The sequence below is a fragment of the Pseudomonas syringae KCTC 12500 genome, assembly GCF_000507185.2.
Classification (GTDB): Bacteria; Pseudomonadota; Gammaproteobacteria; order Pseudomonadales; family Pseudomonadaceae; genus Aquipseudomonas; species Aquipseudomonas syringae.
Window position 1 is genome coordinate 3,263,564 of record NZ_AYTM02000002.1, and the last position, 22,730, is coordinate 3,286,293.

Annotated in this window: 17 protein-coding genes and 3 pseudogenes; 10 read left to right on the forward strand and 10 right to left on the reverse strand. The window is 54.1% G+C overall.

Annotation, left to right across the window (positions count from 1 at the left end):
* Positions 1–320 precede the first annotated feature (320 nt).
* The 5 genes and pseudogenes from V476_RS14785 to V476_RS27240 form a co-directional block, all read right to left on the reverse strand.
* The gene (locus V476_RS14785) at positions 321–3,287 is read right to left on the reverse strand and encodes a Tn3 family transposase (protein WP_024960196.1); all 2,967 of its coding nucleotides are present in this window, start codon (positions 3,285–3,287) and stop codon (positions 321–323) included.
* Positions 3,288–3,290: 3 nt separating this feature from the next.
* Positions 3,291–3,829 (reverse strand): annotated as a pseudogene (locus V476_RS14790) (recombinase family protein).
* Positions 3,830–3,957: 128 nt separating this feature from the next.
* Positions 3,958–5,424: a hypothetical protein gene (locus tag V476_RS14795; RefSeq protein WP_024960195.1), complete on the reverse strand. Its 1,467-nt coding sequence runs from the start codon at positions 5,422–5,424 to the stop codon at positions 3,958–3,960.
* 666 nt (positions 5,425–6,090) lie between these two features.
* The gene (locus tag V476_RS28930) at positions 6,091–6,567 is read right to left on the reverse strand and encodes a recombinase family protein (RefSeq protein WP_235810942.1); all 477 of its coding nucleotides are present in this window, start codon (positions 6,565–6,567) and stop codon (positions 6,091–6,093) included.
* 56 nt (positions 6,568–6,623) lie between these two features.
* Positions 6,624–7,316 (reverse strand): M91 family zinc metallopeptidase, encoded by a 693-nt coding sequence (locus V476_RS27240; protein WP_161780157.1) that lies wholly within the window; start codon positions 7,314–7,316, stop codon positions 6,624–6,626.
* A 239-nt stretch (positions 7,317–7,555) separates the two neighbouring features.
* Here V476_RS27240 and V476_RS14800 point away from each other — a divergent pair.
* The 10 genes and pseudogenes from V476_RS14800 to V476_RS14845 all read left to right on the forward strand — a co-directional run.
* A pseudogene (locus V476_RS14800) lies at positions 7,556–8,601 on the forward strand (DUF4113 domain-containing protein); the annotation flags it as partial.
* 969 nt (positions 8,602–9,570) lie between these two features.
* The gene (iaaM, locus tag V476_RS14805) at positions 9,571–11,244 is read left to right on the forward strand and encodes a tryptophan 2-monooxygenase (RefSeq protein ID WP_024960193.1); all 1,674 of its coding nucleotides are present in this window, start codon (positions 9,571–9,573) and stop codon (positions 11,242–11,244) included.
* Between the two features lie 37 nt (positions 11,245–11,281).
* Complete coding sequence (locus V476_RS14810; RefSeq protein WP_024960192.1) at positions 11,282–12,622, forward strand: amidase family protein; 1,341 nt, start codon at positions 11,282–11,284, stop codon at positions 12,620–12,622.
* A 78-nt stretch (positions 12,623–12,700) separates the two neighbouring features.
* Positions 12,701–14,068, forward strand: coding sequence for a carboxyl transferase domain-containing protein (locus tag V476_RS14815; protein WP_024960191.1), 1,368 nt, complete (start codon positions 12,701–12,703; stop codon positions 14,066–14,068).
* 505 nt (positions 14,069–14,573) lie between these two features.
* Positions 14,574–15,050 carry a DUF2971 domain-containing protein gene (locus V476_RS14820; protein ID WP_050428334.1) on the forward strand — a complete coding sequence of 159 codons (477 nt, stop codon included), beginning with the start codon at positions 14,574–14,576 and terminating at the stop codon, positions 15,048–15,050.
* Positions 15,029–15,385: a hypothetical protein gene (locus V476_RS14825; RefSeq protein ID WP_032629243.1), complete on the forward strand. Its 357-nt coding sequence runs from the start codon at positions 15,029–15,031 to the stop codon at positions 15,383–15,385. The genes V476_RS14820 and V476_RS14825 overlap by 22 nt, the downstream gene beginning before the upstream one ends.
* Positions 15,386–15,432: 47 nt before the next feature.
* Entirely contained in the window at positions 15,433–16,284 is an 852-nt protein-coding gene (locus tag V476_RS14830) for an HNH endonuclease (protein WP_024960190.1), read from the forward strand.
* A gap of 507 nt (positions 16,285–16,791) precedes the next feature.
* Positions 16,792–17,082 (forward strand): hypothetical protein, encoded by a 291-nt coding sequence (locus V476_RS14835; RefSeq protein WP_024960189.1) that lies wholly within the window; start codon positions 16,792–16,794, stop codon positions 17,080–17,082.
* Positions 17,083–17,153: 71 nt separating this feature from the next.
* Positions 17,154–17,300, forward strand: a pseudogene (locus V476_RS29160) (DUF4113 domain-containing protein); the annotation flags it as partial.
* 237 nt (positions 17,301–17,537) lie between these two features.
* Positions 17,538–17,924 carry a DUF3742 family protein gene (locus V476_RS14845; protein WP_024960187.1) on the forward strand — a complete coding sequence of 129 codons (387 nt, stop codon included), beginning with the start codon at positions 17,538–17,540 and terminating at the stop codon, positions 17,922–17,924.
* A gap of 41 nt (positions 17,925–17,965) precedes the next feature.
* Here the strand turns inward: V476_RS14845 and V476_RS14850 are convergent, their stop codons facing one another.
* The 5 genes from V476_RS14850 to V476_RS14870 are packed head-to-tail and all read right to left on the reverse strand — an operon-like array spanning position 17,966 to position 22,668.
* Positions 17,966–19,498, reverse strand: coding sequence for a conjugal transfer protein TraG N-terminal domain-containing protein (locus tag V476_RS14850; RefSeq protein ID WP_024960186.1), 1,533 nt, complete (start codon positions 19,496–19,498; stop codon positions 17,966–17,968).
* Positions 19,495–19,869, reverse strand: a complete 375-nt coding sequence (locus V476_RS14855) for a hypothetical protein (RefSeq protein ID WP_024960185.1) — start codon at positions 19,867–19,869, stop codon at positions 19,495–19,497. The genes V476_RS14850 and V476_RS14855 overlap by 4 nt, the downstream gene beginning before the upstream one ends.
* 2 nt (positions 19,870–19,871) lie before the next feature.
* Positions 19,872–21,263 carry an integrating conjugative element protein gene (locus V476_RS14860; RefSeq protein ID WP_004409751.1) on the reverse strand — a complete coding sequence of 464 codons (1,392 nt, stop codon included), beginning with the start codon at positions 21,261–21,263 and terminating at the stop codon, positions 19,872–19,874.
* Positions 21,260–22,198 carry a TIGR03756 family integrating conjugative element protein gene (locus V476_RS14865; protein WP_024960184.1) on the reverse strand — a complete coding sequence of 313 codons (939 nt, stop codon included), beginning with the start codon at positions 22,196–22,198 and terminating at the stop codon, positions 21,260–21,262. The genes V476_RS14860 and V476_RS14865 overlap by 4 nt, the downstream gene beginning before the upstream one ends.
* Entirely contained in the window at positions 22,195–22,668 is a 474-nt protein-coding gene (locus V476_RS14870; protein WP_051128934.1) for a TIGR03757 family integrating conjugative element protein, read from the reverse strand. The genes V476_RS14865 and V476_RS14870 overlap by 4 nt, the downstream gene beginning before the upstream one ends.
* Between the last annotated feature and the right edge of the window lie 62 nt (positions 22,669–22,730).

Sequence of the window (22,730 nt, forward strand, 5' to 3'; positions counted from 1 at the left end):
CGCTACCCCAATTGTTGCTGACATGGTTTGGCAGGGAGTCCAATGGACCATCCAGGATTACCTGAAAATTACACTCCCGTGTGCATACATCTATGTCGTAGATATGTTGCGCTGCTTGAGTGGCCCTTCAGATGGGTTCGGTTCCATACAAAGGTAACGTAGTGTGCAATCAGTCGAAAAAAGGCATCCTCTGCGTGATGCTAAGGTGGCATTGATGTTGGGGAAAAGCTTTTTTCACGCCTCATCGGCCTCTAAAAACGGGTCCTATGCGACTTTACGACGTGTTTGGGGAGCCTACAGAATTCGGAAAAAATCGTACGCTAAGGTTTTCCGATCTGTCGTAACGGCCTGAATTTCCCGTCTTCCAGCTTGCGGCTCTGCCGCCAGACGTAATCGCCGGTCAGGTTGACGTGCTCCCAGCCCAACGGCGACAGATACTGATATAGGTCGTTATCCACCGGCTTCCCGGCATCAGCCAGCCCTTGGGTGGCCCGTTCCAGGTAAACCGTGTTCCACAGCACTATGGCGGCGGTCACCAGGTTGAGGCCGCTGGCCCGGTAGCGCTGCTGCTCGAAGCTCCGATCCCTGATTTCACCGAGGCGGTTGAAAAACACCGCCCTGGCCAAGGCATTGCGAGCCTCGCCCTTGTTCAATCCTGCATGCACGCGACGACGCAGCTCGACACTTTGCAACCAGTCCAGGATAAATAGCGTGCGTTCAATCCGGCCCAGCTCCCGCAGGGCCACGGCCAAGCCGTTCTGGCGCGGATAGCTCCCCAGTTTGCGCAGCATCAACGAGGCGGTGACAGTGCCTTGTTTGATCGACGTGGCCAGGCGCAGAATCTCGTCCCAGTGGGCACGGACGTGCTTGATGTTCAGCGTGCCGCAGATCATCGGGCGCAGCGTCGGGTAGTCCTGCAGACTATGTGGGACATACAGCTTGGTTTCGCCTAGGTCGCGGATGCGCGGTGCAAAGCGAAATCCCAGCAGGTGCATCACAGCGAAGACGTGATCGGTGAAGCCTGCCGTGTCGGTGTAGTGCTCCTCGATCCGCAGATCTGACTCGTGATACAGCAATCCATCGAGCACGTAGGTCGAGTCCCGCACACCGACATTCACCACGCGGGTGCTGAACGGCGCGTACTGATCGGAGATATGGGTGTAGAACAGCCGTCCCGGCTCGTTGCCATACTTCGGGTTTACATGCCCCGTGCTCTGGCCTCGACCGCCTGCACGGAAGCGCTGGCCATCGGAGGATGAGGTGGTGCCGTCTCCCCAGTTGGCCGCAAAGGCATGGTTGAACTGACTGTTGACCAGTTCGGCCAGCGCCGCCGAGTAGGTTTCGTCGCGGATGTGCCAGGCTTGCAGCCACGACAACTTGGCGTAAGTCATGCCCGGACTCGAATCGGCCATTTTGGTCAGTCCGATATTGATTGCATCGCCGAGGATTGCGGACAGTAGCAGGGTTTTATCCTTGGCAAGGGCCCCATCCTTCAGGTGGGTAAAGTGACGGGTAAATCCCGTCCACTCGTCCACGTCCATCAGCAGCTCGGTGATTTTGATGCGTGGCAGTAGCTGACTGGTCTTGTCGATCAGCGCTTGGGCGGTGTCCGGTACCGCCGCATCCAGCGGCGTGATTTTCAGTCCGGACTCGGTGAGGATTGCGTCAGGTAACTCGTTGTCCTTGGCCAGCTTGGCGACGGTCGCCAGTTGCTCGTCCAACAGCTGTAAACGTTCCTCCAGGTACTGGTCGCTGTTGGGGTTGATCGCCAATGGCAGCGCCTGTTCCTTCTTGAACGCGGCAAACTTTGCGGGTGGTAGCAGGTAATCTTCAAAGTCACGGAACTGCCGAGAACCCTTGACCCAGATGTCGCCGGAGCGGAGCGCGTTTTTTAGCTCGGACAAGGCGCATATCTCGTAAAAGCGCCGGTCAATGCCTTCCGGCGTGATCACCAGCGGCTTCCAGCGCGGCTTGATAAAAGCGGTTGGAGCGTCCGATGGCACCTTGCGCAGGTTGTCAGCGTTCATCTCGCGCAGCTGCTGGACAGCATCCAGCACGCGTTGCGCTGCGGGTGCAGCCCGTAGCTGAAGTACCTCCAGAAAAGCCGGGGTGTAGCGGCGCAGCGTGTTGAAGTTCTCGCTGACCAGGTGCAAGTGGTCGAACGTTTCTGGGCGTGCAAGCTGCTCGGCATCGGTCACGCTCTGGGCGAATTCAGCCCACGGTAAAACGGCCTCGATGGCGGCGAACGGATCGTCACCCGACGCTTTGGCATCCAGCAAGGCCTGACCTATTTTCGAGTAGAGGCGAACCTTGTCGTTGATCGCCTTGCCCTGCTTCTGGAACTGCTGCTGATGCTTGTTCTTGGCGCTGCTGAACAGCTTGATCAGGATGCGGTCGTGCAGATCAACCAGTTCATCGATCACCGTCGCGGTGCTCTCCAGCACCATGGCCACCAAGGTGGCGTAGCGCCGTTCATTTTCGAACTTGCCCAGATCCTGCGGCGTCATTTGTCCACCTTCACGGGCAAGCTTGAGCAAGCGATTCTGGTGGATCTGCCGGTCGAGCCCTTCGGGCAGGGCCACCAGTTGGAAAATCTTTAGCCGCTCGATGTGCTCCATCATGTGCCGTGAATTCGCTTTCAATGGTGACTGCCGCAGCCAGGTCAACCAGGTGCTATTGCTGCCCGCCTTGAGGGTCAACAATTCGTCGAGCTTGTTGCGATGCGACTGAGTCAGCGGCTCAATCAAGGTGCGGTAAACCCTTCGGTTAGCTCTCGCTACGGCTTCGGAGCAGGCACGATCAATCACCGTCAGGGAGGGCAAGATTCTCCGTTGTTGACGCAGACTCTCCAGGGCCTGCCCGGCGAGTAACAGGCTTTTGTCGGTCTGCTGGGCCAGGTGGGTCAACTCTTGTACCAGTGCACGAAAGTCCGACAGCCCGAACGGCAGTAAGCCAAGGTAGGTGCGCAGCTCCTGGGCATGTTCACGGCGGATGACATCGCGCTCACCGTACTTTGCCCAACTGTCAGGAGCTACCTGAACCTGTCGGGCCACCCACTCAATGACCGGATCGGGCAACACGCTGTCGCTGGCCAGTGCGTATCCGGGGTAGCGCAGCAGGCAAAGCTGAATCGCAAACCCGAGGCGATTGGCATCACCTCGTCGCTGACGGATCAGCGACAGGTCGGACTCGTTGAAGGTGTAGTAGCGGATCAGATCGTCCTGAATGTCCGGCAGTGCAAGCAAGGTGTCGCGTTCACTGGCCGAAAGGATCGAGCGACGAGGCATGTGTCAGTCATCCGTGCGTAGGTACTGGTAGAGGGTTTCCCTACTTATACCGAACTCACGGGCCAACTGGGCCTTCGGCTCACCGGCAGCATGACGGTCTGTTCATCAGATAGGGCTTTCTTGCGGCCTCTGTAAGCGCCGCGCTGCTTGGCCAGGGCGATGCCCTCGCGTTGCCGCTCGCGAATGAGCGCTCGCTCGAACTCGGCAAAGGCTCCCATGACCGACAGCATCAGGTTGGCCATCGGCGAATCTTCACCGGTGAAAACCAAGCCTTCCTTCAAAAACTCGATACGCACGCCGCGCTTGGTCAGCTTTTGCACCAGGCGGCGCAGGTCATCCAGATTGCGGGCCAGGCGATCCATGCTATGCACGACAACGGTGTCACCCTCGCGGACGAAGCCGAGCAAGGCCTCCAGTTGCGGACGCTGGGTGTCTTTGCCAGAGGCCTTGTCGGTGAACAGCTTATTCACCTCAGCATGCTCCAGCTGGCGTTCCGGGTTCTGGTCATAGCTGCTGCGCCTGTGGCACACCCGCGAAGACAGGTAACTCCGCTAGCAAGCCGCTTCCCACGATCGGGCATAACGCCTCTTTTATAGCCTCAGCTTGATGCATAAGAATTTTAAAATGTATATACATCAAAAAGCGATCATTGGCGATGCGCGGACGATCGCTAGGCTTGGCAATGTGCCCGGAACATATCCTGTCCTTCCTGAATCCGCGCCACCAGTTCTTCGTTCGAGTAGCCGTCGAATTCGTTGGCATCAGGGGCCATGGATGGTGATAAACCTGCGGAAAGCAACAGTTTGTTGAGGAGCAGGCAACCGAAAGTTCGTGCGTTGCCATCCATGAACACGTGCGCGCGCTCCAGGGTCGCGCACGTTCGTGCCACCACATGCAGTGCGGCCTCTGCGTTGGTAGTCCTTTTTATCTCGTGATAATGCGTTCGGAGCACATTTTGCACCAGCTTCGTAACCTCTTTGCGGCTTTTTCCCGGGCACGCCCAAGTAACCCCGGCGTTGCCGCGCTCTACCTCATCCCAGTCGATCGGACGATTATCGATGCTTCGAAACTCAGCCCACCCGGCGAATCGGGACTGGAACTTTTGCAGGTCGCCGAGCCCGGCCGGAGTCAGATTCTTGGGGTGAACCAGGGGGAACTGGACCATCCGGTCTTGTCGATACCCACCCGCCAATGGCGTTAGGTGATGCGGCAAATAGTCGATTGCCGACGCTGCGCTCCTGATCTTATCGCTGATATCGCTGCCAGGCGCGGTAAGAGCGGCGACTGCATTCACGGCTTCGTCGGCATCGACGCCGGACTGCCAACTATGCATGACGCTGCGCTGGAACACGCCATTGACAGCGATGTCGTGCAAATTCTCCAACCAAGTAGCATCGATTTCGCCTTTTTTCCGGGACGAGGAACCGGCTTCCGAGTCGATGACGAATTTTAAGCCGCGCGACATACCACCCATGTAGCCGGGCTCGTTGTCAAATCGCATGCCGGATGCCGCACCGTGATCATTCCAACGCTCTTGCTCAATGCAAAATTTCCAGGTGTGGGCTACCGGGAAAGACTGAAAAGCCGGATGTGTGCGCATCGAGCCGGCGAGCTCGGCTTCCCCTTGCAGTTTTTCCCTGACCGCATAAAGTCCGAATTGCAGAACGTTTTTCAAACGTATATCCATATTGTTCGCCCCGCGCCCGGTGCTAATAGCTTGCCTGAGCGCCTCTGCGGTCTTGATCGGCGACAGGTTTTCCGCGTTTGAAATCGAGGCGATATCGTCGATCACATGGGTCAGAAAGGCGCCAAATCCAGGGCCGTCCAACAGCTCGCGAATGCTCGAACCGTTGTCGAGCTCCGCTTCGAGCTGTTGCAGATGTTGAACAGCCTGTCCCTGCCAGAACCAATTTCTCAAAGCGCCAACTGACGCGCCGCCTGGGGGATTGAAAGCCCTGAGCCTGTCCAGCGATACGCGGGGAGAGGTTCTGTTGGAGGAGCGGCCAGATCGACTCAGCGGACTATCGGCAATCTCTTGCCTGGGGCTTTCCTGCCCTATCGAACTCCGATCTTCGTGGTGCTCGACAACATAGTTGTTCGCTCTGCCACTGGCACCCGTAACGTTGAAACATCCCATAGCTCAGTTCTCCGTACAAGATAGTGGATCTGCATTCAACGTCAGCGTTAAGCTCTCGGATTGGCGTTGGCTCACTGCCGCTTTTAAAGGTTGTCAACCGCTAACGATGAAGTTATGCAAACACCAAGTTTTCATTAAAATGACCGTATTGTGTGGCATCTGGGATGGATTCAGTTCCTTGCAAACGTGGGCCAACGCCAAATTTTTTCAAACGTCGAAATCCCTATAAAACCTGCATTAATGCAGGTCATTTCACCGTGAGACTCAGGTGTGGACGCACCTTCCCACTGTCGTCGGTCGCCTCAGAAACGGGATTTTAACAAGCCGAAGACGGCCTCATTGAGCAGCCAAAACATACACGTAATACCGTGTCGGATAGCAAAATTAGCCGGAAACCGCTCTGTTGACGTTTTCCGATGGAGTTTCCGGCGATTACGGCACAGACCCCCATTAAATCTGACTACTAGTAATTCTGGGCAATAGGAGGCACCGGAAAAGGAAGCGCACTCGAGCAAAGTCAGCTTATCGTACGATTTTTTCCGAATTCTGTAGGCTCCCCTGTTTAGTTAATGTCAGGCGCACTTCCCCCCCTCAGGTCCTCAGATACTTGGGGGTGAGAGAGAAAACGGACAAAATAGGGGGGGCGGCTGGGAGCGAAATGACACCCTAAGCCGTTTCGCGATGCCGACGCACAATTTCAGTGACGGTGTTTTTGCTGATACCAAGAACTCGGGCGATCCATCTGTAGCTGCGGCCTGCTTCAATTGCTTCCATGACTTTTGGGTAAAGCTTTTCGGATTTTGGACGTACTCCCACTTGGCGCCCTAGCTTACGTCCTCGAGCACGAGCAGCCGCGAGACCTGATTTGACTCGCTCGCTGATCAGATCATGTTCGAACTCCGCAATGCCGTAGAGAAACTTCGCCAGCATCCGACCATGCGGGGACGAGAGGTAAGAATGCGGCGCAAGGGCTGATGCTGCTTGTGCTGATCCGTGGGTGGTGCGCGGGCAATTGCTGCCGATCATGAAGCTGCCTGGCGGCAGCCAGAACCTCCAGGCAGCAAAGATAGGAGGGGAGCGCCCACAGAATTCGGGAACATCGTGCGCTAAGCCTACTGCACCTATGCGCACTTCTTGTTCCATGGCTCCCCGTACCCATCAACGTCAGCTACAAAGCGCCCGGTACTCCATCAGCTGGATTACATATCTGACCAGCGTCTGGCGTTGAGCGATCTGAGCCGTGCCTCCGTATATTGCGAGTTCCGTTCAGGCGGCTCACGAAGATTTGTTCCTGTATTCCCTGAATAACTTGTGCGAGGCGCCAATCCATGCTCGCGACGTATTGCGTTTTCTGACGGATATTCGTCTTCGTACTGCCCGATGCCAACCGTTCGGAGTTCTTCCTCCGCCGCTCCGCTATCTTCGTCGACATCCGGTCGGCCTCGACTCACTCGGTATTGAGTACCTTGTAACGTTCTGGATGCATGAATAAGTTCATGACCGAGAAAGACGTAAGCAAGGCTTGGGTCAGGTTGCCCATTGATAGACTGGTCATCGAACCGTCTACCAAACCTAGAGTTATATCGTACCGCGACAGACTCGCCTCTCCCGGCTACAAAGGGTACAAAAGGGTCGCGAGTCGGCCGCGCGCAGCCAGTCCAGTGCCCTGGCATGTTGGCTTCCGAGCCCTGATCTGTCTTGGAGATGACCACCCGCTTCTGCGGATCCATTTCACAGGCGGCCTCAATATTGCGAATTACCGTCCGACCGGCGTGTCCTCTATTCAGCTCATCCAGCGCAGATGTGGTCTCCTTGTAGTAGTCACTTCGATTCGGATTGCCTGTCGTTTCAATATAGATTCCAGTAAAGCTAGTTGGGTTAATGCGAGGCATGGGGGGGCTCCAGTGATCATGGAGAGGTTGAGTGGCTTAACGTGGAAAATAGTTCCAGCCTCAACGGGCTCGCTTCAGAGAGCTACAAGGGCTGTATGTAGGGCCAGCGCAGCACATGCTTGACTTGCCGCTCTTAATGGCAGTAGTCAGCAAGTCTCTGGGGCGCGGTCGCAAGACGCCAAAGCATGATGCCGCGTACCAAGTTTCACTGTCTCGCCTGACCTTGGGTTGATTTTCCATTCCACATAAATGGCGACATGAGCGAGCGTGTCATGTCGATCATCGAGTCGATGGTGCCAGCCTCCGAGGTCTACAGCATCGATGAGGCGTTTGCAGACCTCACCGGCGTGCCTGGCGATCTCACAGCGTTCGGTCGACGCATCCGGGCGAACATTCTTAAATGCACAGGTATTCCTGTGGGTGTGGGTATCGGTCCTACGAAAACGCTCGCCAAGCTGGCAAATCACACTGCTAAGCGACTGCTTTCCCATACAGGCGGTGTTGTAGACATTTGCGACCTGCATAACCGCAACTGGGTACTGCGTAATACGGCGGTCTCAGAGGTCTGGGGGGTAGGGAAGAAGATGAATGCCCACCTGGAGGCTATGAACATCCGCACCGCAATGGACCTTGCAACCGCCGACCCGCGTACTCTGCGCGACCGGTTCAGCGTGGTCATTGAAAAGACCGCACGTGAGCTGGCAGGTACTTCGTGCCTGGAGCTAGGCGAAGCTGCACCACCCAAGCAGGAGATCTGTTGCAGCCGAATGTTCGGAAAACGGCTAACCACCATTCAGCCTATCAAAGAGGCGGTGGCCACCTACACTCAGCGTGCGGCCGAGAAGCTCCGTTCTCAAAACTCGCTGTGCAAGAAGATCCGCGTCAGCATCCGTACCGGCATGTTCAATCTGGAAGAAGCCAAGTACGCCAACGGCGCTTTGGTTGAGTTGCCATACCCCACCAACGACGTGCGCTTGATGACCAGGGCGGCGACTGAGGCAGTGAATCGTTTGTTTCGACCGGGGTTCAAGTACAGCAAAGCTGAGGTTCTGTTGCTGGATCTGAGACAGCCTGGCGAATTTACGGATGACATGTTCGCTGTTTCGCAGCCGGCATCTTCAGAGAAGGTGATGGGAGTCCTGGACGAGATCAATACACGCTGGGGCAGAGGGACTTTACGAGCTGGGAGTGTTCCTGCCGATCCAGAATGGGCGATGCGTCGCGAGTTGATGAGTCAGAGTATACAACCAGGCTCGATCAGTTGTGGCAGGTGAAAAGTCTGTAAGCGTTCTGTAAGTATCAAGGCGCGGATGCACTTGGATCACTAGAGTTACGACGCTTACTTTCGTCAAAATCTTCGAATCGAGATTTAGATAGGGCAGTTTTTTTTAGACGCAAAGTGACACGTTTTCAGGCATTCGCTAGCGGAATTTTAGTATGCTGGTTGACATATAATAGTTCCATTGAACTGACATCGTACATCCATCAATCACTAAGTCGGCTGTCTAATTGATATCATCCGTTCGCTTTGGTGGTATAAGGAAAAGCTGTCTTCGCTCAAAAAGCTTGACTAGTCGCTTTTGAGAGGATAGTTTTTATTCAAATCTAATATTGGATCCGATGGATGCAGGTTTTTAGCTCTGACGACTAGGCGGGATTTCGCTACGGCATGATCGATGCCGTTGTATTTTAATGTTTGCTAAAGCCATGCTCATTGCCGTTCTCTGCTGGGTATATACTTTTTTACAGGCGGAAAGTTCGCTGCGCTGTGGGGTCTCTAACCTCCCCAACGTAAGCTTTTGCTCAGCTCGACTGATGATGTCGCGAACTCGGCAGCAAAGGCATTAGTATTATTTATGGAATAAGCGCATTGCTGATTGGGATGCGAGCTTTGCAGGCGGCCTTTGGCGAACGTGATCGCCAGTCTAGAAAGGCGCACTCTCCACAGTCCCATATAAAGATTGGATGCTCGGCATATGATTATGTTGTCTCGTTTTTAAAGCGGCTCCTCTTTGATGCCTGCAGGAGCGTTAAGGAATTCAGTCGGGTCGAAAAAAGTCGCTGCACGCACGCCACTGCGTGGTCGACCAGCGCGGTCGTTAATGCTTATTAATCTTGACGTACTAATATGGTTTGAACGGATTGGTTCAGGTATTTTGGATTTTGGCGACTGTTGTGCAAAGGTGCCGTTTCAGCTTTATTTTAAAAATCGTAACCGGGCAGCACGTCAGGTTGAAGAGGATAGCGTCACGTTATGGATGACCATTTTAATTCACCCAGTATTGATATTTTGTACGACTACGGTCCCTTTCTGAAAAAATGTGAAATGACGGGAGGCATAGGCAGCTATTCAGCCGGAACGCCCACCCCTCGGGTAGCGATAGTCGGTGCCGGCATCAGTGGGCTGGTCGCTGCAACTGAACTATTACGTGCGGGAGTCAAGGACGTTGTCTTATATGAATCGCGTGATCGAATCGGGGGACGGGTATGGTCTCAAGTTTTCGTTCAGACTCGTCCACGTTACATTGCAGAAATGGGTGCGATGCGCTTTCCTCCCAGTGCAACTGGCCTTTTCCACTACCTGAAAAAGTTTGGTATTTCGACGTCGACCACCTTTCCGGATCCTGGTGTGGTGGACACAGAACTGCATTACCGTGGCAAACGCTATTACTGGCCAGCGGGCAAAAAGCCGCCCGCATTATTCAGGCGAGTTTATGAGGGGTGGCAGTCTTTATTGCGCGATGGTTATCTCCTTGAAGGCGGTTCGTTAGTTGCCCCGCTGGACATTGCCGCCATGCTGAAGTCGGGTCGCTTGGAAGAGGCAGCGATCGCATGGCAGGGATGGCTCAATGTATTCCGAGATTGTTCATTCTATAACGCGATTGTCTGTATTTTTACCGGCCCCCATCCGCCAGGCGGCGACCAATGGGCTCGCCCTGAAGACTTTGAGCTATTTGGCTCGCTTGGCATAGGCTCGGGTGGTTTTCTGCCAGTCTTTCAGGCTGGCTTCACGGAAATACTCCGGATGGTCATCAATGGATACCAAAGTGATCAGCGACTGATTCCGGACGGGATATCCAGTCTGGCCACGAGACTCGCTGATGAGGTGTTTGACGGCAAAACATTAAGGGACCGCGTTTGTTTTAGCCGGGTAGGTCGCATTTCCAGAGACGCTGAAAAAATCATCATCCAGACGGCAGCAGGAGAACAGCGCGTATTTGATCGAGTGATTGTCACCAGCAGTAATCGGGCCATGCAAATGATTCACTGCCTCACGGACAGCGAGAGCTTTCTGACTCGTGATGTCGCTCGTGCTGTCCGGGAAACCCACCTGACAGGATCATCGAAGCTTTTCATTCTCACCTCTACCAAATTCTGGATAAAAAACAAACTTCCGACCACAATCCAGTCGGACGGTTTGGTGCGCGGCGTCTATTGTCTGGATTATCAGCCCGATGAACCTTCTGGTCATGGCGTGGTTCTGCTCAGTTACACATGGGAGGACGACGCTCAAAAAATGCTGGCGATGTCTGACAAGAAAACGCGTTGTCAGGTGCTGGTTGACGACCTTGCTGCGATACACCCGACATTCGCCAGTCATCTCCTGCCTGTTGAGGGGGATTATGAGCGGTATGTATTGCACCATGACTGGCTCACCGATCCCCATTCTGCAGGCGCTTTCAAACTCAATTACCCCGGCGAGGATATTTACTCGCATCGATTGTTCTTTCAACCGATGACAGCGAACAGTCCCGATAAAGACACGGGTCTCTATCTGGCTGGCTGCAGTTGCTCTTTTGCCGGAGGGTGGATCGAAGGTGCTGTCCAGACAGCATTAAATAGTGCGTGCGCAGTGGTGCGTAGCACCGGAGGGCAATTGTCAAAAGGCAACCCGCTGGACTGTATCACCGCCTCCTATAGGTATTAACAGTCCGGAGAGCAGCGCTAATACAGGAGGGAAGGGCATGCGCGAAATAATCAAACTTGAATCGCTGTGCCGCGCATTGGCTGATGGCGATATTGCCACTGCAGCGGTGCGCGGACGCGCGCTCGACACGGAGGCGCGTTTAGTCCATTTGAACTGTTTCATACGCGAGGGTGATGCGGCCAGCCAGTTTGGAGAGGCTGATCATGCATGGAAAGGGACTGCACTCTGGGGAGTGCCGGTTTCCTTCAAGGATAATATCTGTGTTAGCGGTCTGCCGTTGACGGCAGGGACCCGAGGAATGTCCGGTTTCGTAGCTGATCAGGATGCTGCGATTGTCAGTCAACTCAAAGCCCTCGGGGCTGTGGTTGCTGGCAAGAACAATATGCACGAACTTAGTTTCGGGGTGACATCCATCAATCCTCATTGGGGAGCCGTGGGAAACCCCGTTGCCCCCGGGTATTGTGCCGGGGGCAGTAGTGGTGGAAGTGCCGCCGCAGTGGCAAGTGGAATCGTTCCGCTGTCGGTGGGGACCGATACGGGGGGCTCGATAAGAATACCGGCGGCTTTTTGCGGCATTACGGGCTTCAGACCCACTACTGGACGCTGGTCAACGGCAGGCATTATCCCTGTTTCTCATACAAAGGATTGCGTTGGGTTACTGACACGAACAGCAGGCGACGCCGAATTTGTGTATGGGCTGTTGTCAGGCAAGCAGCAGTCTTTTCCTCTGAGCAGGACGGGGCCCTGTCGAATCGGCCTACCGGTCTCCATGTGGTCTGATCTGGATTGCGAGGTGGAGAGGGCATGCGTTAATGCACTCAGCCTGCTGCGCAAGACAGGGTTCGAGTTTATTGAAATCGATGATGCCGATATTATCGAACTGAACCAGACTCTCACATTCACCGTTCCGCTTTACGAATTCTTTGCCGACCTTGCTCAGTCATTGCTCTCCTTGGGATGGAAGCACGGTATCCCTCATATTTTTGCACAGGTTGATGATGCCAACGTAAAAGGCATTATAAATCATCATCTTGTAGAGGGCGCAATAAAACCGGCTCACTATTTGAGTGCGCTGCAAAATGGTGAGCAGTTGAAAAGAAAAATGGATGATCTATTTGCTCGTCATCATATCGAGCTCCTGGGGTATCCCACTGTACCCTGCCAGGTTCCTCATCTGGATCATGCTGATCGACCAGAGTTTTTCAGTCAGGCCATTCGCAATACCGACCTGGCCAGCAATGCGATGCTTCCCTCTATAACAATTCCGGTCGGGCCTGAGGGGCGGTTGCCGGTAGGGTTGAGCTTTGACGCGCCCAGAGCGCGAGATGCTTTTTTACTGAGCAACGTGAGTCTTATAGAGAAAGTGTTAAAGGGTTGAGGTTTCAGTTGCCGACGCTTGTTGACGGGGTGTCGCGGTGTCGGCGTTTATCTACGCAAACCGACGTCAGGAGTTTCGATGAGCGTTTCCGAAAGACGCGTCTCTATGTTGTTTGATCCAGGCAGTTTCAAGGAGGACCTCGAGAGTCAGAACACCCATTTCATCTGCGGGGCAGGAACAATCCACTCAATCAAAACCTATGTTGCGATGAGTCGCGGTCGTGACTGCGAGTTTCAAAGCAATCGGCAATGGAGTACGGCTCAGCAAATTATAAAAACTGTAGGTTTGGCACGTGCTGCTGAAGCCCCGCTCATCTATATTCAAGATAAAATCGGGAGCAATAGTGATACTGACGGCTTTGATACAGCTAGAGTTTTTTCTTCAGATATGTCGAGTTTGCTTCTGTCCTCGTCCGGGATGGGCAGCGTCAGCGCATCGCTGGCAGAGTTGGCAAAACTCAATTTGCTGATGTCGGTAATTTTAGGGCCGACATCAGGGCCTTTGGCGTTACCTCTGATGCTCGCCGATCTGGTGCTGATGACTCGTCGAGGAGCTCTGTGCATGGGACGACCTGACATGGTCAAGGCGATGCTCGCTCAACAGACCGATCTTTATTCCCTCGGCGGGTCCGATATCCACAGTACTGCGTCCGGGTCCGTGCACCTGGTTTTTGACGACGAGGCTGAGCTATTCGCCGAGCTGAGAAGACTGCTCTTATACGTGATGGCTGGAAAAAGCTCGCCGTACGGTGAGTTTTCAACCCCGCTTGAAGTGGATTTCAACCGCCTGCTGCCCCCGTCTCATAATATTCCTTTTGACGTGCAGCATCTGGTACGTTCATTTGTCGATAGCGACAGCCTGATCGAAATCGGTGCCTCTCATGCGCCTGAGGTTTTAGTCGGGCTGGCCAGCCTGCAAGGGCAGGTTTTTGCCGTGGTTGCCAACAACTCCGCGCATGGTGGCGGCGTCATCTATAAAAGGACCGCCCGTAAAATGATTCATGTAATTGACCTGGCTGGGAAAATGAGCTTTCCCATTTTGTTTATCGCAGATATTCCTGGGATCATGATTGGGGAAGAGGCTGAACGTGAGGGGATTTTTGCCGCTGTGGCAGATTTATTCAGAGCACATCGCCGATGCAAGGTAAAAAAACTATTATTGGTTGCTCGGAAGGCGTACACCGGTGGTGTTTATGCCATGAGCGGGCCAGGCTTTGAACCTGTCGCCGTGCTGGCCTATCCTGACGCCAATATAGGCGTTTTCAGTACCCTTACTATGGAAAAAATCATCCAGTCCTCAAGCATGACCGATGCGCAGAGAGCTGTGGTGTCCGCATTGGATGAGGAGATCAGATCGCCGCTACTGCTCAAAGACAAGGGCTTGATTACCGATGTCATCAGTGTGCGAGATACACGGGAAGCAGTGTTCAAGTATCTGTTTCATTAGGAGTGTTCCGATCGACTCGCGGCCGCAGCACGGTGAGTCAAAATTTCTCAGCTCACGCCTACTAGCTGAAAAGCGAGCGATACATCCTGCAGTGGGGGCCTTGTCACCCGGTCTACGTTGTCAAGCTCGAAGCTTGTCCATACGTCAAAGCGAACAGCTTGGTCAGATGAGCCTGTTTTTCATATGGAAGTCCTAAGGTTACAATCGTATTAACAGTACCCCCCCTCACGCCCAAATCTACTGATTACAAGGAAGAAGCTTTTAATTTAAATATCAATGACTTACAGGTATTCTTATTACGTGCCAACGCCCTAAAAACCACGTCGTACGTGAGGCTCATAGCTGCTATTACGTGGTCAATATAGGGCGGGTGACGTAGCTCAGGTCTATGCTGAGGACGCATTCCTCCGATTCTGTTGAAAAATGGAATGGATGTTCGCCTGAAATTCTGCGCAAAGTACGCGAGTAGTAAAATCTCGTTCGCTAATCACAAGGAGGTAATTACTTGATTCTTTACAAGTATTACGACGCAGACGGTGGCCGGGCGGCTTTGAAAAGCCGAAGGTTGGGATTCCGCACACCTTCGAATTTCAATGATCCGTTTGAACTCACTGCTTTATCAAACGGCGACGGGTCGATGTCGAAGATGGTCACCCTTCGGCAACAGATTGAGCGATTGAAGAAGCAGATCGGCATTCTTAGCCTAACCCGTAGCCCGTTCAATCCCCTGATGTGGGCTCACTACGGCAGAGAGCATACCGGCGTGGTTATTGCCTATGACGTAAGCGACGATTTCTTGAATTCGCAGGAATACAACCTCATCCCTGCGGACACTGGCGATGTAATTTATACGCATACAAAATCCCCTTTCAAAATGACCCCGGAGACAATGGGCGCACTACTCCAGGTCTACCAACAAGGTTTTGGGGGGCGGCTGCCCAGACCTACGAACAGCAAGCCTTGGCACGTCGTCTGTTCCTGACGAAGCACGCCAGTTGGGTCTACGAGGAGGAAGTGCGCGTCGTAAAAGTCGTGGACAGCCTTTTCGAAGAAACTCACGTCTTCCAAGCCGACCCTCTTCGTTCATATGAATCAGGCGGTAACCTGCCGATTGGGCTGCATCTATACAGGCAAGAAGTCCCCATGGTTGGGGTTTACTTAGGTGCAAAAAATGTTTTCACCAGCAATGTCGGCGACCTTCTTTACCTGCAGGATCTCGACTGCCCGGTCCATCGGCTTGAAGTCAACGACACTTCGTGGGAACTCGTCCAGACGCGGCTGACATTTTCTGGATCCGGTTCTTTCTTAACTAAGTGAGTGCCTAGGCATCATTTTTCAGGACTATCTCGCAGGAATTCTGGGTTATGAGCAAGGCAAATTCATATAGCGTTTGCGCCTTATGCGGTGTGCCTTTGATAGGACGGTCGCGGTCCAAAGAGCACATCATTCCAAACGCTATAGGCGGGCGTCTAAAAACCGCTGGTTTCATTTGTGACGAGTGCAATAACACGAAGGGCAAAAGCTGGGATGCAGCTCTCGCCAAACAGCTCAACTGGTTTTCGCTGTCGTTCGGCATCAGCAGAGAGCGCGGTGAACCGCCGGGACAGCTGGTGAATACTGTGGACGGTCGTCAATACATGCTCGCATCAAACGGATCCTTTTACCCCAAATCGAGTTACTCAGAAGAGCTAGTCGATGGCAGTAAAAAGATCCACATGGTCGCGGCATCAATCCAGGAGGCGACGAAGAGGCTCAAAGGAGTTGCTAAAAAGCATACTTCATTCGACCTAGAGCAGGCCCTTTCTGAGTTAAAGATGCAGACTGCCTATCTTGAAAGCCCACTTGAGGTGGAATTGAGTCTCGGTGGCATGGAGTGTGGGCGCTCGCTGGTTAAGACCGCGCTGGCATATGCTTCCTATTGCGGAGTGAAAATCAGAGAGTTTGGTCGGGCGCTCGATTTCCTGCTGAATAATGAAGCTGAGCCGCCTTACGGGCACGCTTACCTGAGTGATCTGGTGATCAACCGGGACAGAACCACTATGTTCCATTGCGTTGCTGTGAAGAGTGATTTAGAGAAAAAAAGACTGTGGTCCTACATCGAATACTTTGGAATGTTTCGCGTGCTGGTTCTGATCAATGACGATTACGAAGGCCCGATGGTTGATAGCACACATGCGATCAACCCGGTAACGGAACAGGAGTCGACGTTGCCGTAGATAACGGCATTTCAGATGCGGATTTTTGCAAGATCATAGACGGTTACGGGCATGATCCAGTTGTTCACAAAGCCGCTGCGGACTTGGTTATGCCGTTGGTGATTTAGAGAAGTAAAAAGCGAACATTTGAAGGGGTTGTCAGCGAAGGCTTTGCTCACGCAGCCCTGAGTTTGGGGATCGCAGAAGGGGAAAACATACCGCCCGAACGCGCTAAGGAATTCACAGCACTGATGATGGAAAAAATCACTCCCTATCTCACTTACTTGGTGCGTAACGGTCGCCGTGGTGATTAAGCAGTTACAAAGTGCAGCGCCGACCGGCGCTTAGCGTCGAGGAGAGGCGATGAGCACTCCGGTTGAAAGAACGCGCCCTATGTTTAATCGCCCCCCACAGAAAGGCCCGCTCTGGCGGGCTTTTTTGCGTCTGCTGAACACCAGCCCCCGGCTGTCTGGACTACCATTACCGACGCTCACGGTTTGGAGCATCACGCAGCGCCAGGAGGTCCTTGTGTCGTTACCCATTACTGCCCGGCAACTGAATGCCTTGAGAGCCCTGCAACGCGCCCTCCCTGAATTGGGCGAGCTGGCGATGTCGATCGCCTTGGCGTTTGACGCCTCGCGCACCGATTGCCCGGAACTGGCCAGGCTCATTCTGGAAAAGACTTGCCGCCGCATGGTCGCCGGTGAACCGGGCAGTCACGACGCGATGATCCACCATCTGAAAACCTTCGATGACTTGAACTGCCTGTCACCCGAGCAGGTCAGTAAGTTTACCGAACAGATCCGGAAACTCGCTTAATCATGCCTCAAGGTATTCAGGAGATGGTCGCGGGTGGAGCCGTAAGTGACGTGCTGGCCAGCCGTCACGAGAAAAAGGTGATGGGAGTGCTGGATGAGATCAATACACGCTGGGGTAGAGAGACTTTACGAGCCGGGAGTGTTCCTGCCGATCGAGAATGGGCTACGCGTTGCGAGCTGATGAGTCAGAGTTATACAACCAGGCTCGATCAGTTGTGGGGGGGGGGAGTCTTTAGTAGCTCTGTAAGGGTAAGGATCAAGGCGCGGATGCACTTGGATTACTGGGACAGTATTTCATTCGAAGACACTGTCGAACTTAACGGCTAAACGGTCTGAATCAGTTGGCCAGCTATTCGTCAGAAGGTTGATTTCTAAGGGAAGGTAGGTTGAATATAAGAAGGTTTAGGTCTATAACTGATGTCAGAACGACATATTTGAGTGAGTCACGAGGTGGCTATGAGCACAAACGCTAAGAGAGATGACGGGACTGCAATGCGGATCGGGCAAAGCCTGGGACGTGGCGTGGCTGGAGTGTTACGTCTGGAAAAAGCATTGTGGTCATCGCTGAGTCGTGCCGGTATTTCTAAATTGATTGTGAGCCCTGTCAAGTGGGCTGTCCGGTTGGTGATGATCGGTTTATTGGCTTTTTTTGCCGCCTGGGGATTACTTTACGTTTTGGGAGTGATCGCGATACTCGCAATTGTAGCCGGGGTGATGAATACATCAGCCACAGGCGATGGTTTGAGCCATTCTCTTAAGGAAGAAGAACTACCCTATGGGATGGAGTCCAATGTCTTCGGACAGACCAAGGGGTGGTTTGATTCTGATAGTGGATACAAATAAAAAAAGACCGGCATTTGCTGGTCTTTCTCTATTCCAGTCTATTATTTTTTTATCTGATTTATAATTTCTCCAGCCCCTTTTCCCCCTGCCGCTTGGGCCGACTTTGTTCCCTCGCTTAGCCCGTTCATGAGTGAACCAAGCTTCATTCCGGTCCAACCCAAGGCAACTACCCAAAAGCTTGGAAGTACCAGGAACATCGCACCCATTACGAAGTCCAGCAGTAAGTCTCCTTGGGCATTGCTGGCCCCAAACACTGGGTCAAAATTGGTGTGAGGAACGTTGCTGCCGATCCCGTTGCCGTAGAGTGCATCGAGAATCGTACTGTCTACCCATCGTGCCAGCTGGAACCAGAAGTCCACGAAAATCAAGGCAAATGCTGCGAAAGTCACCGTCATCACGACTTTCAAGTCGAACGCCCCGATCACCAGTACAAACGGAATGCAAATGATGAGAGCCATCTTTAGGAAGGCCATCACCATGGGCGCTGCTTGCCTTACACTGTCCATGGCTGGATACATCACAAGAGATCCTGCTGCCTGACCAGCTGTAGCTGCAAGGCGTGTAAAGTCATTTAGCACAGAGCCACCGACTTGACCGCCATAGTCTGAATAAACCTGACCCTGGGTCAGTTGCTGCTTCCTCGGAGAGACCAGATCCCGGATGACCGAGTCGCTCACTTCGGTCTGGGTAATGAATTTTGCCCACTGAGCAAGCTTGCTCAGCAGATCTGGACTGACTTGTTCCAGCAGCCTGGCTCTGAGCCCGACGGTTCCATCCGACCACCATTGAGTGCATGTAGGAAACCCACCACCACCAGTGGTTTGTGGCAGGCCCGCGTCCCGGGTTGCGTCATAGGGCCATTTGGTTCGGGGAGTGTGCGACCTGAACCCAGAGAAACCATCGCTGTAATAGCCGGATGTTTGCAGGAAGAAGTGCGAACCGATCCAGTTGACGTCGTTGAGTTGATCATTGCTGAGGGTAGGCTGGGTCATGAACAGCTTTGCGCGCGCACGTGCGTAGCAATCGTTCGTGAAGTCAGCGACCTCCTGGGCAAGCAGCGGATCGTTGATGCGGGCCTTGTTGACGTCCATCCGGACCTGTTGCAAGTCCACTCCACAGGGAATAGCTGCGACTGAGGCCGCAGTTGCTGCCTTGGACATCGCATGCACAAACAGCCACCAGACGGGCACTGTGGCGCTTTTACCGTTCAGCGTACTGAAGGATGTTTCCCAGCCTGTATCAGTTGGATTGGGTATTGAGTATTGGCATTGCTCTGAGCGGCTTCGGTCGAACTGGATGGTATCAATGCTGACGTTTACCAGAGGCATGCAAGCCAGGATGATGACTAGGATTGCCGTGTAGAACCGGTTTTCTACTCGGGCCAACGAGAGGACGCCCTTGTTGCCCTCATCAGCTCCCTCACCGCGGGCTCTGAGCCATTCGCTGATGACAATGGCGGCAAAGGGGGCTGCGAAGAGCCCGCTGTCCTCGATCATGTTCCAGATGCCGCCGTTTATGAGCCATCCGACCAACGTCAGGTAATACTCAAGGTAGTCATTCGTGTGCAAGATCATGGCAGGCTAACTCCCGCTACAGTGGCGGCGCGCCGAAGCTCGAAAAGGAGAATGACGAAGATGGCCATGACCTCGCAGCGACGAAGCCCCGAGGGGAATAGATTTTTGTCTGATGCTCGCTGTTTAAGGGTGCGCCTTAGCCTGTACCAGCCGAGCCCTATCGCTGCATAAAGCGACAGCCGCCAGGCCAGCATGTAGTTGTAGTGTGCTTTTTGCCATTCCCTGAACTGCTCAACATCTCCAAAGAAATGTACGATGGCTGTCATGAAAATCACAGTCAGAACAATGGTCAGCAAGACCGGCCAGGTGAACGACACAAGCGCCTTTGCGCCCCTACGTAGCCATTCCTTGGCAACCGGCAATGAACTCATGATCAGTTACCTTTCGCAGGGTTCTGCAGCTGATCGAGGCGGTCGGGCGTTGGATCTCCTTGAAAGATGCCTTTGGAGCTGTCCTTCCGGCTCTGAGCCCTCTGTAGGATGGCTGTCGGTGAGTTGCTGGCCAAGCTGCGACGCATATCCAGCTCGGTCTTGAGGTTGTCAATTTCCTGTTGCAGGCTGCTGTTCTGCTGACTGACCGCCTGCAGGGCCACATCGTTGGCGGCAATGTTCGGTTCTTTGCTGCCGGTGAACATAGTGCGCTGAAGCAGTAGCGCTTTGCCGAGAACCTCAGATAACGCTACCTCTGAAGCAAGACGTTTTGCGAGAATGTCTTGGTCATGCTCAGTCCTGAGTGCCTCGACCACTCCACGGGTCACAGGTAGAGAATCGCTGCTCGCTGCAGTCAAGTTTTCTGAAGTGAGGGCCTTGCTGCCCGAGATCAATTCCTGCAGCGCCTTGAGCTTGGAGTCGTAGGATTCCTGTATGAGAGGTGTGAGGCCAACGCCGGCAGTGGAGGTTGTTTTGGTGCAATCCTCACAAGTGCGTTGTTGTTGCTCTCCCAGTACCCGGTTGGCGAACGTGGTAGCTGCCTGAGGCGAGGACCAGGTGGAACACACCATGCCGTTGTTGCAGGCCGAAGGACTAATGGACGATGTATCGGCAGCGCCGCGTCCGTTCAGCAGGTTGTATCCCGCTCGGGTAACGTCGCCTACGACCTTGATAGGTTGCTGGCCAGATCCGCCGGCCTTATTCCCTCCGAGCCACGTAATACCGTCATTCCCTCCCTGCTTTTCGACCTGTGCAACGGCTGAGACAGCATCTGTGTTCCCGTTTTTCACCGCCTGACTCATAGCCTGGCCCTCGGCGATCTTGTTCCAGCCCATCTGTCCTCCGGCGACATCGAGCATCTTGTCAGCAATGGCACGGCAAGTGCCTTTGGAGCGGTCGAAGTCAAGACGACCCTGCAGAATGCCGTTGGTGAGCAGGTTGTACAAAGCCGGATTAGCCCGCTGGATAATCAGGCCTGGTAGTGATGAAACGGCGCTGGTAGCGTTTGAGATCATCGACCCCATGATCGTCTGAAATCCGGAAGTTGCTCCATTCAACTGATTCTGGAGCGTGTTGTTCATGCTCATGTTTCCGCAGACCAGGTTGCTGTTCCAACCTCCGCCGATGCTGATGCTATCCATATTCCCCGCCGTACCCATCGTCACAGCGTTGCCGCCTCCAACGCTGTAGAGCACGTCGTCACCGATCACGCTGCCCGATGAGCTTGCATTGATTCCCGGGATTTCGGCGAGAGCACTATGGGCTGTCAGGGTGCTCATGAATGCAATAGTCAGAAAGGCAGCGCGGCGCATAGTTGAAGTCCTCTTGATCATCATTGAAAGTCCGTACTGCCAAGAAAGGTTTGTCCTTCCCGCTTGCAGCAGGAATACGGGCGCCATAACGCCCAGGCGTAACCACCATCGGTTGCCTGCACACGGGGCTGGGAGTTTGGAAATACCGCGCAGCTTTGACTGAGGGTCGGCGTGAGCTCTTGCCACTTACCGGTGGTGGCGTCGGTCTCGATCAATTCTCCTGCCGGCCAGTAGCCTGGCTGCGGCTGTGCCAGAAGCGGTTGATAGACATGAACCTGACCGCTGCGAGTGACCACGTCACCTGCACGCTGCGCGATCACGGATGCCGCCTTGTAATCGTCGGCTTGATGGATAAAACCACTGCGTGGGTAGACGCTTCCCCACATGTCCCCCGACGTCAGACCACCCACCTCTCGACGGCCGGGTATCAGTGCTTCTGGATACACAGATTCTGGAACGCCGTAACGCCAGGCGACAGTATCCAAAGTGCTCAGCAGGTAGGGCATGTAGGGCGTGGCAGCACCCTGGCAGGCATAGCCCGAGGCGCTGGCAAACTTACTGAATGTTGCTCCTCCGGGGTGGCCTATGACGTCAGCGTTTTTGAATTTAGCCAGGCTATCTTCGTTGTTGTGATTGGTGGTTCCGTCACCGCCATCCTGGGCGTACGAAGTTGATGAGCTTAACGAAGAGACCTCAACCCACGGGTTTTCACCGGTATTCGAGTAGCTTGAGACCACGGCGTCTGGAACGAAGTGACGAACCTTGGTCGACGTCTTTACCTTGCATCCAAACGGGGTGCAGAGCAGCCAGTAGCAGATTCCGACCACCTTGTACTCCAGGCAGTCAGGCGACAGGGTTGAGGCGACCAGGGTGGCAGATGTCACCGTGCCCGCTGCTGCCGGCCAGGTTGAGATCGACAAGGCCAAGGCTGCCCACGCTGGAGGCTTTCGCAGGTTCATCGCGGGGCATCTCCCTGGCCAGATGCGTTCTGATGATTGGAGGCGGCGCGCCACTGGGCAACGCGATTTTCAGCCGCCGTAGCGTTGGTTTCGCCGTACACAACAAACTTGCGGTCGACCACCACTGCAGGCACCTTCGTTACCCCCATGCTCCAAGCGTCTACGAGATCTTGTTGAGCTAAAGCCAGATCTCGTTGCAAGCGCTGCGCATCGCTGCTCTTGAGGCGTTGCTGCATGATTGCGATGGCTTGCTGCTGATTAGCCGGCAGTCCTTCAGAGAGCTTGGCCTCAAGCCTTTCTGATTCGTCCAGGAGGATCAGCCGAACACGTGCCGGTGCCTGAACTGGGTGGTTCCGGTCAGTAACGATCCACGTCTCCGCGTTCGCGAAGGGGACCTGTATGGCCGCAATCAAGATCAGGAAGGTCATGCGGTTCTTGCAGCTGAAGCGATAGGGGCTGGAGGGGGACATTAGGCAGTACCTGCAGGTGGTGTCAGGTACAGAAAACGCGATTAACGAACTGTCGTCTGTAG

Bases quoted from the DNA above. Each gene is read 5' to 3' on its own strand.
- iaaM (WP_024960193.1), top strand. From the start codon at position 9,571: ATGGATGACCATTTTAATTCACCCAGTATTGATATTTTGTACGACTAC.
- V476_RS28930 (WP_235810942.1), bottom strand. From the start codon at position 6,567: ATGGAACAAGAAGTGCGCATAGGTGCAGTAGGCTTAGCGCACGATGTT.
- V476_RS14815 (WP_024960191.1), top strand. From the start codon at position 12,701: ATGAGCGTTTCCGAAAGACGCGTCTCTATGTTGTTTGATCCAGGCAGT.
- V476_RS14850 (WP_024960186.1), bottom strand. From the start codon at position 19,498: ATGATCTTGCACACGAATGACTACCTTGAGTATTACCTGACGTTGGTC.
- V476_RS14855 (WP_024960185.1), bottom strand. From the start codon at position 19,869: ATGAGTTCATTGCCGGTTGCCAAGGAATGGCTACGTAGGGGCGCAAAG.
- V476_RS14785 (WP_024960196.1), bottom strand. From the start codon at position 3,287: ATGCCTCGTCGCTCGATCCTTTCGGCCAGTGAACGCGACACCTTGCTT.
- V476_RS14865 (WP_024960184.1), bottom strand. From the start codon at position 22,198: ATGAACCTGCGAAAGCCTCCAGCGTGGGCAGCCTTGGCCTTGTCGATC.
- V476_RS14845 (WP_024960187.1), top strand. From the start codon at position 17,538: ATGAGCACAAACGCTAAGAGAGATGACGGGACTGCAATGCGGATCGGG.
- V476_RS14795 (WP_024960195.1), bottom strand. From the start codon at position 5,424: ATGGGATGTTTCAACGTTACGGGTGCCAGTGGCAGAGCGAACAACTAT.
- V476_RS14870 (WP_051128934.1), bottom strand. From the start codon at position 22,668: ATGTCCCCCTCCAGCCCCTATCGCTTCAGCTGCAAGAACCGCATGACC.
- V476_RS14830 (WP_024960190.1), top strand. From the start codon at position 15,433: ATGAGCAAGGCAAATTCATATAGCGTTTGCGCCTTATGCGGTGTGCCT.
- V476_RS14860 (WP_004409751.1), bottom strand. From the start codon at position 21,263: ATGATGATCAAGAGGACTTCAACTATGCGCCGCGCTGCCTTTCTGACT.
- V476_RS27240 (WP_161780157.1), bottom strand. From the start codon at position 7,316: ATGCCTCGCATTAACCCAACTAGCTTTACTGGAATCTATATTGAAACG.
- V476_RS14810 (WP_024960192.1), top strand. From the start codon at position 11,282: ATGCGCGAAATAATCAAACTTGAATCGCTGTGCCGCGCATTGGCTGAT.